We start from the raw sequence: 13,967 nt of genomic DNA, 5'->3' as shown, positions 1-13,967 counted from the left end.
CAGCGACCAACATCAGGACTTCGGGATCTCCTGGTCCGGGACAACCTTGCCGCCGGTGACCTTGAAGGCCCAGACCTTGACCTGAGCCGGGTCCAGCTCGCCGGTCTCGGTGAACTTGTAGCTCGCCGCGACACCCTCGCCGCTGTAGCCCTTCACGAACTCCAGCAGGCTCTCACGGGTGGTCTTGCCAGCCTTGATACCGGCCAGCAGGATGTTCGCCGCGTCGTAGGCGGTGTCGCTGTAGGTGCCCGGGTCGGTGCCGTTGAGCGCCTTGAACTCCTGCACGAAGGTGCCTCGGGCCTCAGCGGCCGGCTGGCACGGGCAGGTGAGGATGGTGCCCTCGGCCGCCGCCTGACCAGCGGAGGTGATGTACGCACCGTCGTTGACGCCGTCGCCGGCGACCAGCGGCGCGGTGACCCCGGCAGCGGTGAGCTGCTTACGGATCAGGCCGGCCTCCTGGTAGTAACCGCCGTAGAAGATCGCCTTCACGTTGGCGGCCTTGACCTTGGTGACCACGCCGGAGAACTCGGTCTGCTTGCCCTCGCCCTGGACCTTGTCCGAGCCGACAACCGCCGAGCCGAGCACCTTCTTGACCTCGTCGGCCAGGCCGGCACCGTACGCGGACTGGTCGTCGATGACGTAGACCTTGTCGGCCTTCATCACGTTCTTGATGTAGTTGCCAGCCGCCGGGCCCTGGCTGAAGTCGTTGCCGACCGCGCGGAAGAAGGTCTTCCACTTCTGCTCGGCCAGGCTGGGCCGGGTCGCGGACGCGGTGATGGCCACCAGGCCGGCCTCGTTGAACAGCGGGCCGGCGGCCTCGGACTCACCCGAGTAGGCCGGGCCGACGACGCCAAGGATCTTGGTGTCGTCGATTGCCTTCTGCGCCAGACCAGGCGCCTGGTCGGGGCTGCCCTGCGAGTCCAGGGAGGCCAGCTCGACCTTGCAGTCGGCGTTTTCCTTGTTGTACTTGTCGACGGCGAGCTTGACACCGTTGTTCTCGTTGATGCCGAGCGCGGCCGAGCTGCCGGTCAGCGCGCCGAAGAATGCGATCTTGCTGCCGCAGGCGTCACCGCCCCCGCCTGCCGCATCGTCGCCACTGGAGCATGCGGTTCCGCCGGCGACGAGCGCCAGCATGGCGACCCCACCGATAACGCGCGCGAGCTTTTGCCTCAAGGCCCGAACCCTCCTCGTCCCATGGTCCGAACCACCCGCTGGCTATTGGCCCTTGCGGGGGCGGACGAACCAGACCGTCGTCGCCGGTCTGGGGCCGGACGTTATCCCACCGTGGAGCTGTGACGTAAGCCCCAAGCGAGCGGGTTGACCGAACCGTTACACGCCGTGGCCGATTGGAAACGATCCCTGTAAGAACCTTCGGCCGTGAAGCATTTTCACCTTTGTTTCGTCGGCACCGGCCAACGGGCTTCCGTCAGCTACCGATCAAGGTCTGACACCCCCGCCCACCAGGCACGCGACGTTTTCCCATCGTCCGTCACCAACAGCAGTCGATCTCCCGTCGAGGTCACCGCGACCGCGGTGTCTCCGCTGTCCGGTACCGGCCGCGGCATGATCATCGGCCGCCATGAGTCGCCCACATCGACCGAGAGCCACAGTGCGTGACGCTCCCCGTCCCTCGTCACCGCCACCAACCTCTGCCCGACGGCCACCAACCCGGCCGCCGACGCCACACCTGGTCCGGCCGCCCCGAATCCGCCCGCCGGCCGCCAGCCCTGCGTGGTCAGCCGCCAACTGACGAATCCAGCCCGCACCGGCCCGACCGCCACCGGCACGTCGCCAAGCACCGCCACCCGTTGCGCCTGCCCCCGCCCCTCCACCACCGGCAGGGCGGCCCGCTGCCAGCTCCGGCCGTCCGTCGAAGACCAGGCCAGCGGCGCCAGCGCGGTACCCCCGGGCGGCAGCAGCGCACCCACCATCAGCCAGCCCGACGGCACGGCGACCGCGTCGTACGCCGCCGTCCGCCCCCGCTCGTCGCCGGCCAGCTCTGGTGCGCCCTCCACCAGCGCGAACCCGGCCGCGTCCGGGGAGATCCAGGCCGCCGCACCGTCGATCCGACTACCGGCGATCAACCAGCCCTGCGGCCCCGCCGCCAGCCGGGCCACGTTGACCGCGCGCGGCCCGGCGTACCGCTCGAAGGGCGCGTCCACCTCGTGCAGCGTGCCGTCCGACGCCTGCCTCCAGGTGCCGGTGCGAGGATTGCCGTGCGCGCCGCCGCTCTTCGCCCCGACCGCCGCCAGCCGTCCGTCCCGGCAGGCCGCCGCGGAGAGCACGTGCTGCTGGCCGTAGAACGTCACTGGCGCCGTCGGCAGCGGCACCCAGGAATTGGCGTCCGCGCTGCTCCAGGCAGCCGGGCGGGTCTCCCCGGCCAGATCGACCACGCCGCCGACCACGTACCACCGGCCGGCACAGGCGGCGGCGTCGCGCACCACCGGTCGACCCGGCACACCCGGCGTGTCCGGCAGGACCACCGACTGCCAGGCCGGCCGGACCGGTAGCGGCTCCGCACAGTCGGGACAGGCAGAGGACTCACAGGCGGCGGCCACCAGCACGGCGAGAACGCCGAGCACTGCCCCCACCCGTCGCGACACGGATCGATGCCGGTCAGGGCGCCGGGAGGGTCACCTCGCCGCCGGCGGTCTCCGCGAGGATCCGCTCGGCAACCTCTTTCATGGTCATCCGGTGGTCCATCGCCGTGCGCTGGATCCACTTGAACGCCTGCGGCTCGGTCATCCCGTACGTGGTCATCAACGCGCCCTTGGCGCGCTCCACCGACTTACGGATCTCCAGGCGGTCGGTCAGGCTCGCGACCTCCGCCTCCAGGGCCGCGACCTCCGAGTAACGCGACAGCGCGATCTCCACCGCCGGGACCAGGTCGCTCTTCTGGAAGGGCTTCACCAGGTACGCCATGGCGCCCGCCGCCCGCGCCCGCTCCACCAGATCACGCTGGCTGAACGCGGTCAGAATGATCACCGGGGCGATCCGGGCACCGGCGATGCGCTCGGCGGCGGCCAGCCCGTCCATGATCGGCATCTTGATGTCGAGGATGACGAGGTCGGGCTTCAGCTCCTCGGCGAGGCGTACGGCTGTCTCGCCGTCACCGGCCTCCCCCACCACCTCGTAACCCTCTTCGACCAGCATCTCGGCGAGGTCCAGCCGGATCAGCGCCTCGTCCTCGGCGATCAGTACGCGCCTACGCTCGGCATCCGTCGGCATCTCAGCCACCAGCCCTACCCCCACCATCGATCACTGCACGGCTACCACCCATGCTCCCGCATGAGAGTAGTCGGGTACAGTAGGCGCCACCCGCCGGGATGGTGGAACGGCATACACGGAAGTCTCAAACACTTCTGCCCGAAAGGGCTTGCGGGTTCGAATCCCGCTCCCGGCACCTTGTCATACAGCTGTTCGATGATATGCGGGTGCACCCACCTCAGCTACGGGCACGAGCCCGCGCCCTCCGCGCACGCGGACACACCGTCCACTCCGTGGCTCGCACGCTCTCGTTGCCGTATGCCACGGTCTGGCACTGGTGCGTCGATCGACCCGACGCGGTGAAGCGCGGCACGGAGCTACGGTGCTTCCGGTGCCGGCCGGATGTCCAGAATCCGACCGACCCCGCCGCCTACGCCTACCTGCTCGGTCTCTACCTGGGCGACGGCCACCTGGTGACGACGGCGCGTGTTCCGGTGTTGCGCATCTACTGTTCCGATGGGTGGCCCGGGTTGATTGAGGCGTGCGACATGGCCATGCGAGCCGTGCTGGCGTCGAAGGTGCAACGGGTCCAGAAACAGGGTTGCGTCGGCGTGCAGAGCTACGGCACCCACTGGCCCTGCCTACTCCCCCAGCACGGCCCAGGTAAGAAGCACGAGCGACCGATCGTCCTGGCCGACTGGCAGCGACCGATCCTCGAACGACACCCCGGCGACTTCCTGCGTGGACTGTTCCACTCCGACGGCTGTCGCATCGCCAACCGGGTGACGGTGCGCGGGAAGGCGTACGTCTACCCGCGCTACATGTTCGTCAACGAGTCGGCCGACATCATGCGGCTCTGCCAGTGGAGCCTCGACCTGCTCGGCGTCGCTTGGCGGATGAACCGGCGCAACTCGCTGTCGGTGGCGCGACGCGAGGCCGTCGCCACGCTGGACCGGCACGTCGGCCCCAAGTCCTGACCGGTTCCGCGGAACACGCCGAGCGTGGCAGCCTGGCTGACGCGCGGCCGGATGGCCGGTGGCAGTGGCGGCGACAGGGGTGCGATCTGATGCGGGTGGTTGTCTTCGGTGCGACCGGGATGGTCGGTCAGGGCGTGTTGCGCGAGTGCCTGCTCGCCGATGACGTGCGGGAGGTGCTGACGGTCGGTCGGCGGTCGACCGGTGCGCGGGATCCGAAGCTGCGGGAGCTGACGGTCGCTGACGTGGGCGAGTTGGACGCGGTGCGGGCCGAGTTGACCGATGTGGACGCGTGCTTCTACTGCCTGGGGGTGTCCTCATTGGGTCTGGATGAGGCCGCGTACACGCGGGTCAGCTACGACTACCCGATGGCGGCGGCGCGGTTGTTCGCGCAGGTGAGCCCGCAGGTCACCTTCGTCTACGTCTCGGGCCAGGGGACCGATTCGTCGGGTCAGGGTCGGGTGATGTGGGCGCGGGTCAAGGGGCGTGCCGAGAACGCGATAATGGATCTGCTGCCCAACGGTTACGCGGCGCGGCCGGGGTTCATCCAGCCGACGTACGGGGCCGTGTCGAAGACGCGGTGGTACCGGTTCGGGTACGCGGTCACCCGTCCGCTGTTTCCGGTGCTGCGTCGGTTGCTGCCGAATCAGGTCACCACTACCGACGGGATCGGTCGGGCAATGTTGCGGGTCGCTCGGGAGGGTTCGCCGGTGCGGGTGTTGGGCAACCGCGAGCTGCGCTGAGGGTCAGGCGATCGTGTCGAGGGCGTGGGCCAGGTCGGCGCGCAGGTCTTCGGGGTCTTCGAGGCCGACCGAGAGGCGCAGCAGGGCGGCAGCGGGTTTGGCGTCGCCCTCGACCGGCCGGTGGGTGAGCGAGGCGGGGTGCTGGATGAGGGTGTCGACGCCGCCGAGGGACACCGCGTGGGTGATGAGGTGGCAGGCGCCGGCGACGGCGGCCGCGGCGGGCGCGCCGCCGCGTACCTCGAAGGCGAGCAGGCTGCCGGGTCCGGACATCTGCCGCCCGACCAGCGCCGCCGGGTCGTGCACCGAGGGGTGGTGCACCCGGTGTACGGCGGGGTGGTCGGCGAGCCAGCCGGCGAGTTTCTCGGCGGTGGCCTGTTGGGCGCGGACCCGCAGCGGCAGGGTTTGCAGGCCGCGGTGCAGCAGGTAGCCGCCGAGGGGGTGCAGGATCGCGCCGGTGACCGCGCGGACCTGGCGTAGGCGTACCGCCCAGGTTTCGTCGCAGGCGACGACGCCGGCGAGGACGTCGCCGTGTCCGCCGATGCTCTTGGTGGCGCTGTGCAGGACGAGGGTGGCGCCGTGTCGGGCGGGTTGTTGCAGTACGGGGGTGGCGACGGTGTTGTCGACCAGCAGTGGGATGTCGCCGGCCGCGGCGGCGAGGGCGGCGATGTCGACCAGGTCGAGGGTCGGGTTGGCGGGTGTCTCGACGATGACGAGTGCGGTGTCGGGGCGGATGGCGTCGGCGACCTCGTCGGGGCGCGTCCAGGTGACTGTGGTGCCGAGCAGGCCGGTGGCGAGGACGTGGTCGGTGCCGCCGTAGAGGGGTCGGACGGCGACGACGTGTCGGCGGTCGTCGCGGGCGGCGGCGAGCAGTGTGGCGGTGAGGGCGGCCATTCCGCTGGCGAAGGCGACGGCCTGGGCGGTGCCTTCCAGCTCGGCGAGGGCGGTTTCGAAGCGCGCGACGGTGGGGTTCCAGAGCCGTTGGTAGACGGCGCCGCCGTCGGCGGGGAGGGTGCCGCCGGTGGCGAGTTGCTCGTACGCGGCGCCGCCGTCGTCGACGGAGGGCAGCGGGTTGGTGGTCGACAGATCGATGGGTGGTACGTGCACGCCGAGGGTGCGCAGATCGTCGCGGCCGGCGTGAACGGCCCGGGTGTCCATCGTTGTCATGGCGGTAGCGTCGAACATCCGGTGACTGTTGGGCAACGATTCGGCAGATGATTCTGCGAATCGGGCTGGTTCTCGTGTTGAATTCGGGCGAGGATGGCGCAATGCCCCCTGAGCCGAATGATCTGCGGCCGTACCCGGCCCTGGATGAGGTGGACCGCGCGATCCTGACCGAACTGGCGGCGGATGGCCGGCTGCCGAACAACGCCCTCGCCGAGCGGGTGGGTGTGGCGCCGTCGACGTGCCTGACGCGTACCCGGGCGCTGCGCGAGCGTGGTGCGATCCGTGGTTTTCATGCCGAGGTGGATCCGGCGGCGCTCGGTCTGCCGTTGCAGGCGTTGGTGTCGGTGCGGTTGACAGCGCACGAGCGGGCGGCGGTGGACGCGTTCCGGGCCCGGTCGGTGCGACTGCCGGGGGTGGTGTCGGTGTTCCACGTGGCCGGCGCGGAGGACTACGTGCTGCATGTGCGGGCGGCGTCCGGCGACGCGTTGCGGGACTTCGTGCTGGACCACCTGGCTGTGGACCCGGTGGTGCAGCACACGCAGACCAGTCTGATCTTCGAGCAGGCGCGCGGGATGGGCTGAGCGGCGGGTGAGGTGGCCGACGAAAACCCGCATGCTGGAACAAAGCCGGTCGGTGACGGGTTGGCTGACCGTGTGATCACCGTACCGTTGTCTGTTCTTGATCTTGCCCCGGTCGCCAAGGGCACCACCGCTGGCGCGGCGTTGCAGGCCACCACCGAGTTGGCCCGCCGCACCGAGGAGTTGGGCTACCACCGGTTCTGGGTGGCCGAGCACCACAACATGCCGGCGATCGCCAGCTCCGCCCCCGCGGTGCTGCTGGCGCACCTGGCGGCGAACACCTCGACGATCCGACTGGGGTCGGGCGGGGTGATGCTGCCCAACCACGCGCCGCTGGTGGTGGCCGAGCAGTTCGGCACCCTGGAGGCGCTGCACCCCGGTCGGATCGACCTGGGCATCGGGCGGGCGCCGGGCACCGACCAGGTGACCGCGCTGGCGTTGCGGCGCACCATGGAGGGCCTGTCGGCGGAGGGGTTCCCGCGTGAGCTGACGGACCTGATGAACTACTTCAGCGGGGAGAAGCCGGGGCAGATCATCGCCACGCCGGGCCGCGGTGAGCAGCCGGCCGTGTGGCTGTTGGGCTCCAGCGGTTTCAGCGCCCAGCTCGCCGGTCTGCTCGGTCTGCCGTTCTCCTTCGCGCACCACTTCAGCTCGCAGAACACGCTGCCGGCGTTGGCCCTGTACCGGCAGAACTTCCGGCCGTCGCAGTGGCTGGACAAGCCGTACGCGATGGTGGCGGTCAACGCCGTGTGCGCGGAGACCGACGAGCGGGCCGAATGGTTGGCCGGGCCGAGCGCCCTGTCGTTCTTGAAGTTGCGCTCCGGGCGGCCGGAGCCGCTGTCCACGCCCGACGAGGCGGCGGCCTACCCGTACTCGGAGATCGAGCGGGAGTTCGTCGTGGCGCGCCGTGACGGCCAGGCGATGGGCTCGCCGGAGACGGTGCGTCGGCAGCTGACCGACCTGGTGGAGCGCACCGGCGCGGACGAGCTGATGCTGACCACTCTGGTGTACGACGTGCAGGACCGGGTGCGGTCGTACGAATTGATCGCCGAGCAGGTGGCGGGCGGTCTACGCCAGGGCGCGTGAAACACGATCTTCACGTCAGCGTCACCCCGCCGACCCGGACGGTGCCTAATGTTGGTGCCGGTGGTGGTACGGCATTCCCGGTCGGGACGGGTTGGGAATGCCGCGGTGTGGCGCACCGGGCCGGAGCTGAGCGGATTCCGCGGCTGCGGCCCGGTGCCTGCCACCCTAAGCGACCCCGCTCGGGACCGCCAGGGGTTGCATCAACGTAGGTGGATGTCTGGCGTGGGCGGGGTGCCCATTCCGTTGCCGATGAAGAACCCCGGGTGCGGCGGTTGGTTGTAGGCGGTGTTCTGCCACGCGACCGCCACCCGATACTGCGGGTCGTGCATCAGGGTGTAGATCCGGGTGCTGGTCGGGGTGGGTGTGCTGTAGATGCGCAGCGCCCGGCTGTCGGTGGTCCGCCAGATCACCTCCTCGCGCCAGTCGCCCAGGATGTCGCCGGAGAGCGCCGGCGTGGACTTGGTGCCGTTGTTGGACGCCACCCCGCTGCCGTCGAGCAGCCGGGTCTCGCCGCCGGTGCCGTACTTGTCGATCTTCGTGCCGTCGAGCAGTTCCCGCACCGGGTCGCCGTCCCACCAGGCGAGGAAGTTGGCCGAGGACGGCTTGCGGCCCACGTTCTGCCCCCTCGTGTTGGCCAGTCCGGTGGCCGCTGACGACCACGACTCGGCGCCGGGGCTGCCCGCCCAGATGTCCGCGGAGACACCCCGGCCGTTGTCGCCGGACGCCGGCGTGGACCAGAGGACCTGACCGGTACGGGCGTCGGCGAAGTAGGAGCTGGGCTTGCTGGCGTCCTCGTCGACCTTGAACACCTCCAGGCCGGCGCGGCCCGGGTCCAGGTCCCCCACGTGCAGGGCGTCGCCGTGGCCGTTGCCCGTCGAGTGGAGCAGCCGGCCGTTGTCGTCGATGGTGGCGGCCCCGTACACGATCTCCTGGCGACCGTCGGCGTCGACGTCGGCCACGGAGAGCTGGTGGTTGCCCTGACCGGCAGCGGCGCCGTTGCCGGAGGAGTTCGAGTCGAACGTCCAGCGCCTGGTGAGCGTGCCGTTGCGGAAGTCCCAGGCGGCGATCACCGCGCGGGTGTAGTAACCCCGGGCCATGATCAGCGAGGGGCGCTGCCCGTCCAGGTACGCGGTGCCGGCGAGGAACCGGTCCACCCGGTTGCCGTACGAGTCGCCCCAGGACGACACTGTGCCGCGCGGCGGGTCGTAGTTGACGGTGGAGGCGACCGCGCCGGTCTGCCCGTTGAACATGGTCAGGTACTCCGGGCCGGAGAGCACGTAACCGCTGGAGTTGCGGTGGTCCGCCGACGACGAACCGATGAGCTGACCGGTGCCGGAGCGGGTGCCGTCGGCGGTCTTCATGGCCACCTCGGCGCGGCCGTCGCCGTCGTAGTCGTACACCTGGAACTGGGTGTAGTGGGCGCCGGCCCGGATGTTGCGGCCCAGGTCGACCCGCCACAACCGGGTGCCGGTGAGCGTGTACGCGTCGACGTAGACGTTGCCGGTGTAGCCGGACTGCGAGTTGTCCTTGGCGTTCGACGGTTCCCACTTGAGCACGATCTCGTAGGTGCCGTCGCCGTTGAGGTCACCGACTGAGGCGTCGCTGGCGCTGTACGAGTAGCTCTCGCCGCTGGGGGTGCTGCCCCCGGCCGGGACCTGCAACGGCACGTCCAGGTAGCCCGCGCCGAACTGCAACGCCGGTGGTGACGCCGCCTGCTCGGCGCCGCCCACCACGGCCCGCACGGTGTACGCCGAGCCGGCCGTCGCGCCGCTGTCGAGGTAGTTGGTGGCGCCGGTGATCGGGCTGGCGTTGACCTTGGTGGACCCCCGGTAGACGTTGAACGCCATGCCGGAGGTCTCGGTGCCGAGCAGCCGCCAGGAGACCAGGTTGCCGCTGCCGGAGCGAACGCTGACCAGCCCCCGGTCCAGCTTCTCCATCTGCACCACCCCGGCCGACGGCGGAGGCGTGGTCGGAGGTGGGGTGGTCGGTGGCGGGGTGGTCGGTGGCGGGGTGGTCGGTGGCGGGGTGGTCGGCTCGTCGGTGGGTGGCGCTCCGGTGCAGGTGGTGCCGTTGAGCACGAAGCTGCCCGGCACCGGGTTGCTACCGGTCCACGAACCGTTGAAGCCGAACGAGGCGCTGCCGTTCGTGGCGATGGCGGTGTTGTGGTCGACGTTGCGCGCGGTCACCTGGGCGCCGGACTGGGTGACGGCGGCGTTCCACGCCTGGGTGACCTGCTGGCCCGCGGCGTACGACCAGGTGACGGCCCACCCATTGAGCGGGTCGCCGAGGTTGGTGACGGTGACGTTGGCGCCGAAGCCGCCCTGCCACTGGTTGGTGATCTGATAGTCGACCCGGCAGCCGACGGCGGCGGCCGAGGCGACGACCGTGCCGAGGGTGCCGGCCACGACGGTGGCCGCCGTCGTGGCGGCGAGCAGGGTCAGCCGATGTCTGGACGGGTGCATGCACTGCCTCCGGGGATCCGGTGATGACCGCTACGACCCACCGGCCCTGCCCGGGAAGCACAGTGGACCAACCCACCGCGACGGCGGCGGACGGCGATCTGATCGGGGTGAAACGCCCTGGAACTCACGGATCCGACTCACCGCGCATCGTAAGGCAAGCGCTTTCCGCCACGCAACATCGATGAGCATCGCTTGGTTGCGCGTTTCGCTCTTGCCTCGGTGGCGTCTCGCTCTTGCCTCGGTGATCGATGCCTGATCAACTCGTCCAGGTGAGCGCTCACCACATGGACCCTGACGAATTCCGTCGCGCCGGCCACGCCGTCGTCGACTGGATCGCCGACTACTGGGAGACAGTGGAGCAACGGCCGGTCGCCCCGGCGGACCCCCCGGGTACGGTGGCCGCCGCCCTGCCCGGCGAGCCGCCCACCACCGGCGGCGAACCGGTCGAGGCGATCCTCGCCGACCTGGACTCGATCGTCGTACCGGGGCTGACCCACTGGCAGCACCCGGGCTTCTTCGGCTACTTCCCCGGCAACACCTCCGGCCCGAGCGTGCTCGGCGACCTAGTCAGCTCCGGGCTCGGCGTCCAGGGCATGCTCTGGGCCTCCAGCCCGGCCTGCACCGAGCTGGAGACGGTGATGATGGACTGGCTGGCCCACCTGCTGGACCTGCCACAGCGGTTCCGCTCCACCGGCCCCGGCGGTGGGGTCATCCAGGACTCGGCCTCCTCGGCGACGCTGGTGGCCACCCTGACCGCACTGCACCGGGCCAGCGGCGGCCGCTGGCGGCACACCGGCATCGACCGGCGTTACCGCGCCTACACCTCCATGCACGGGCACTCGTCCATCGAGAAGGCGGTACGGATCGCCGGACTGGGCGGCGACGGGATCCGGTCGATCGAGGTGGACCCGGACACCCAGGCGATGCTGCCGGGCGCGCTGCGGGCCGCCATCGAAGCCGACCTGACCGCCGGAGACGTGCCGGCCGTCGTGGTAGCGACCATCGGCACCACCTCCACCACCGCCGTCGACCCGCTGCCGGAGATCGGGGCCATCTGCGCCGAGTACGGAATCTGGCTGCACGTGGACGCCGCGTACGCGGGCGCCGCCGCCGTCTGCCCCGAACTACGGTGGACACACGTCGGCCTGGACTACGCCGACTCCTACTGCTTCGACCCGCACAAGTGGCTGCTCACCGGCTTCGACTGTGACGCGTTCTGGGTGGCCGACCGGGCCGAACTGATCGAGGCGCTGACCGTGCTGCCGGAGTTCCTACGCAACGCGGCCTCCGAATCCGGCGCGGTGATCGACTACCGGGACTGGCAGGTGCCGCTGGGCCGGCGGTTCCGATCCCTCAAGCTGTGGTTCGTGCTGCGCTGGTACGGCGCCGAAGGGCTGCGGGCGCACATCCGCTCCGGGGTGGCGCTGGCCGAACGGTTCGCCGAGCGGGTCCGCACCGACGAGCGGTTCGAGTTGGCCGCGGCGCACCCGTTCTCACTGGTCTGCTTCCGACTGCACGCCGACGACGACACCAACGCGGCATTGCTGGCCTCGACGAACGCCACCGGACGGGTGCACCTCACGCACACCCGGGTCGCCGGCCGCTACACGCTGCGGCTGGCGGTCGGTTCACCCCAGACCACCGAAGCGCACATCGACGAAGCCTGGACCTTGCTCTCCGAGGCAGCCAACACCCTGCTCACCCCCTGACCCACCGCCGCCCCGCCCCGCTCCCCCACACCCCACGCCCCCACGCCCACGCGCCCACGCGCGTCCCGCGTCCCGCGTCCCGCGCCCCGCGCCCCGCGCCCCACGCCCCACGCCCCACGCCCCACGCCCCACGCCCCACGCCCCACGCCCCACGCCCCACGCCAAGATCTGCGCAACTTCCCGGATGTTGCTGCCTCCGACGCGCGAGAGACAGCAACATCCCTGATGTTGCGCGGATCTTGACCACGAACACCGTGCCCCGACCGGGGTGGGGTCCAGGGCGCCCACCCCGCCGTCAAGATCACGCTCGATCCTGGTTGTAGTGGCCACGACGAGCCGGTAAGCCACTACATCCAGGATGTTGCGCGATCTTGGGGGCTCAACCTCGGAGATGGCGGCGTGTGACCGGGCATCGGCGGGTGGACGGGCGCATCGCAGGTTCAGCGTGGGGCGGACGTACCCGTTGCGGCCAGATCGGCCGGGACCTCGCCGACGGATGCAGCGTCGGAGGCCTCGGCGGGCACACCGGCGGCGGTGGCGGCTTCGGCGGCCTCGGCGCGGGCGCGGCGGGTCCGGCGTAGGGCGCGTACGGCCAACACCAGGGCGGCCAGCCAGCCGGCGGCGAGCAGGGCGTACAGGGCGGGGCGGGCCGGACCGTCCAGTTCGGCGGAGCGCATCAGGGTGCGGGCGTTGGTCAGCACGATCACGCCGCCGACTGCCGCGCCGAGCAGTTGGGCGGGCACGATTCGCACCAGCCAGGCTGCCAGCGGTGCGGCGATGAGCCCACCGATGAGCAGTGCGGCGACGGTGGGGAGCAGGAATCCCTCCGAGCCCAGCCCGATCAGGAAGCCGATGCTGGCGGCGCCGGCCACAACGAACTCGGAGGTGTCCACGGAGCCGATCACCTTGCGCGGTTCCATGCGACCGGAGACCAGCAGCGCGGGGGTGGCCACCGGGCCCCAACCGCCGCCGCCGGTCGCGTCGACGAAGCCGGCGACCAGGCCCAGGGGGCCGAGGAAACGACCGCGGAGCTGTCCGCCGACCCGGTCGGTGCGCAGTGGTCGGGCGAAGCGGATCAGGAGGTACGCGCCGAGCGTGAAGAGGATGCCGGCCATCCACGGTGCGGCGGACTCGGTGGAGATCGAGCTGAGCACTGTGGCGCCGACGAAGGCGCCGACAGCGCCGGGTAGGGCGATGCGGGTCACCACCCGCCAGTCGACGTTGCCGAACCGCCAGTGCGCGACGCCGGCAGCGAGCGTGGTGCCGATCTCGGCCAGGTGCACCGAGGCCGAGGCGGCGGCCGGGGCGACTCCGGCGACCAGCAGCAGAGTGGACGAGGTCAAGCCGTATGCCATGCCGAGCGAACCATCGATCAGTTGCGCGACGAGCCCGACCAGAGCGAGGACCAACAGCTTGCGCACGAGCGCCCCCAGACTTTTCGGCATCTCCTATCGACTTGGTCGACAATGCGGGATGGGGCAGCCAGGGTCAAGCCCCCGATCGGTGGATGGGACGCGGCTCAGATCCAGGCGCGCGGGTCGGCGGCCAGCTCGGTGACCCGCGCGGGCAGGGTGCCGGCGGCCACGTCGGCGACGCTGACCAGTTCCAGGATCTCGCGCTCGCTTGCCCGTAGCGCGATCCAGACCTCCTGGAGGGCGTGCGCCGGGCCGTGGTAACCGAGCTGCTCGGGGCGCTGCCCGCGTACGTGGGCGAGAGGCCCGTCGATCACCCGGATGACCTCGGCGAGGGAGATCTCCTCGGCGGGGCGGGCCAGCCAGTAGCCGCCCTCCGGGCCACGCTGGGCGTGCACGATGCCGCCCCGGCGCAACTGGAGAAGGATGCTCTCCAGGAACTTCGGCGGGATCTCCTGGGCGCGGGCGATCTGGTCGGCCGTCACCGGCCGGCCGCGCCCGGGGCCGCTGGCCGTCGCGGCAAGCTCGGCGGCCGCGCGGAGGGCATAGTCGACCCGGGCGGAGAGGCGCATGTCGGCAAGGTTAGTCGCTGGTCCACCGGGCGGGCGGGCGACCCTCGGCCGATCGGCCAC

The 13,967-nt window shown here is 70.8% G+C and carries 12 protein-coding genes and 1 tRNA gene; 6 read left to right on the top strand and 7 right to left on the bottom strand.

The annotated features are described in order from the left end of the window. Positions 1–12 precede the first annotated feature (12 nt). The 3 genes from GUI43_RS25445 to GUI43_RS25435 all read right to left on the bottom strand — a co-directional run bounded on the left by GUI43_RS25445 (position 13) and on the right by GUI43_RS25435 (position 3,237). A complete protein-coding gene (locus GUI43_RS25445) occupies positions 13–1,173 on the bottom strand; it encodes a branched-chain amino acid ABC transporter substrate-binding protein (protein WP_112582682.1) in 1,161 nt (386 codons plus the stop codon). Between the two features lie 257 nt (positions 1,174–1,430). After that, on the bottom strand, positions 1,431–2,603 hold the full coding sequence (locus tag GUI43_RS25440) for a Kelch repeat-containing protein (RefSeq protein ID WP_112699966.1): 1,173 nt from the start codon (positions 2,601–2,603) through the stop codon (positions 1,431–1,433). A 13-nt stretch (positions 2,604–2,616) separates the two neighbouring features. Continuing rightward, complete coding sequence (locus GUI43_RS25435) at positions 2,617–3,237, bottom strand: ANTAR domain-containing response regulator (protein ID WP_112582684.1); 621 nt, start codon at positions 3,235–3,237, stop codon at positions 2,617–2,619. A gap of 83 nt (positions 3,238–3,320) precedes the next feature. Here GUI43_RS25435 and GUI43_RS25430 point away from each other — a divergent pair. The 3 genes from GUI43_RS25430 to GUI43_RS25420 all read left to right on the top strand — a co-directional run bounded on the left by GUI43_RS25430 (position 3,321) and on the right by GUI43_RS25420 (position 4,924). Further along, positions 3,321–3,403, top strand: a tRNA-Leu gene (locus tag GUI43_RS25430). 97 nt (positions 3,404–3,500) lie between these two features. Then, entirely contained in the window at positions 3,501–4,184 is a 684-nt protein-coding gene (locus tag GUI43_RS25425; RefSeq protein ID WP_225855345.1) for a transcriptional regulator, read from the top strand. A gap of 89 nt (positions 4,185–4,273) precedes the next feature. Continuing rightward, on the top strand, positions 4,274–4,924 hold the full coding sequence (locus tag GUI43_RS25420) for an NAD-dependent epimerase/dehydratase family protein (protein ID WP_112699965.1): 651 nt from the start codon (positions 4,274–4,276) through the stop codon (positions 4,922–4,924). 3 nt (positions 4,925–4,927) lie between these two features. On the opposite strand, the gene GUI43_RS25415 is transcribed toward GUI43_RS25420, so the two are convergent. Continuing rightward, positions 4,928–6,106, bottom strand: coding sequence for a trans-sulfuration enzyme family protein (locus tag GUI43_RS25415; RefSeq protein WP_112699964.1), 1,179 nt, complete (start codon positions 6,104–6,106; stop codon positions 4,928–4,930). 83 nt (positions 6,107–6,189) lie between these two features. Here GUI43_RS25415 and GUI43_RS25410 point away from each other — a divergent pair, with 83 nt between their 5' ends. Then, the gene (locus tag GUI43_RS25410) at positions 6,190–6,669 is read left to right on the top strand and encodes an Lrp/AsnC family transcriptional regulator (RefSeq protein WP_112582687.1); all 480 of its coding nucleotides are present in this window, start codon (positions 6,190–6,192) and stop codon (positions 6,667–6,669) included. 72 nt (positions 6,670–6,741) lie between these two features. Then, the gene (locus tag GUI43_RS25405; RefSeq protein ID WP_181541919.1) at positions 6,742–7,752 is read left to right on the top strand and encodes an LLM class flavin-dependent oxidoreductase; all 1,011 of its coding nucleotides are present in this window, start codon (positions 6,742–6,744) and stop codon (positions 7,750–7,752) included. A gap of 200 nt (positions 7,753–7,952) precedes the next feature. Here the strand turns inward: GUI43_RS25405 and GUI43_RS25400 are convergent, their stop codons facing one another. Continuing rightward, on the bottom strand, positions 7,953–10,214 hold the full coding sequence (locus GUI43_RS25400) for a rhamnogalacturonan lyase family protein (protein WP_112699963.1): 2,262 nt from the start codon (positions 10,212–10,214) through the stop codon (positions 7,953–7,955). Between the two features lie 284 nt (positions 10,215–10,498). Here GUI43_RS25400 and GUI43_RS25395 point away from each other — a divergent pair, with 284 nt between their 5' ends. Continuing rightward, positions 10,499–11,923, top strand: a complete 1,425-nt coding sequence (locus GUI43_RS25395) for a pyridoxal-dependent decarboxylase (RefSeq protein WP_112699962.1) — start codon at positions 10,499–10,501, stop codon at positions 11,921–11,923. Between the two features lie 440 nt (positions 11,924–12,363). On the opposite strand, the gene GUI43_RS25385 is transcribed toward GUI43_RS25395, so the two are convergent. Together GUI43_RS25385 and GUI43_RS25380 are read right to left on the bottom strand one after the other, a co-directional pair. Beyond that, positions 12,364–13,344: a sulfite exporter TauE/SafE family protein gene (locus GUI43_RS25385; RefSeq protein ID WP_112699960.1), complete on the bottom strand. Its 981-nt coding sequence runs from the start codon at positions 13,342–13,344 to the stop codon at positions 12,364–12,366. Positions 13,345–13,442: 98 nt separating this feature from the next. After that, positions 13,443–13,907 carry an RrF2 family transcriptional regulator gene (locus GUI43_RS25380; RefSeq protein ID WP_091407884.1) on the bottom strand — a complete coding sequence of 155 codons (465 nt, stop codon included), beginning with the start codon at positions 13,905–13,907 and terminating at the stop codon, positions 13,443–13,445. Between the last annotated feature and the right edge of the window lie 60 nt (positions 13,908–13,967).

Source organism: Micromonospora noduli (assembly GCF_003264365.1).
In the GTDB taxonomy this organism is placed as follows: Bacteria; Actinomycetota; Actinomycetes; order Mycobacteriales; family Micromonosporaceae; genus Micromonospora; species Micromonospora noduli.
This window is presented reverse-complemented; position numbering and strand designations above follow the sequence as displayed.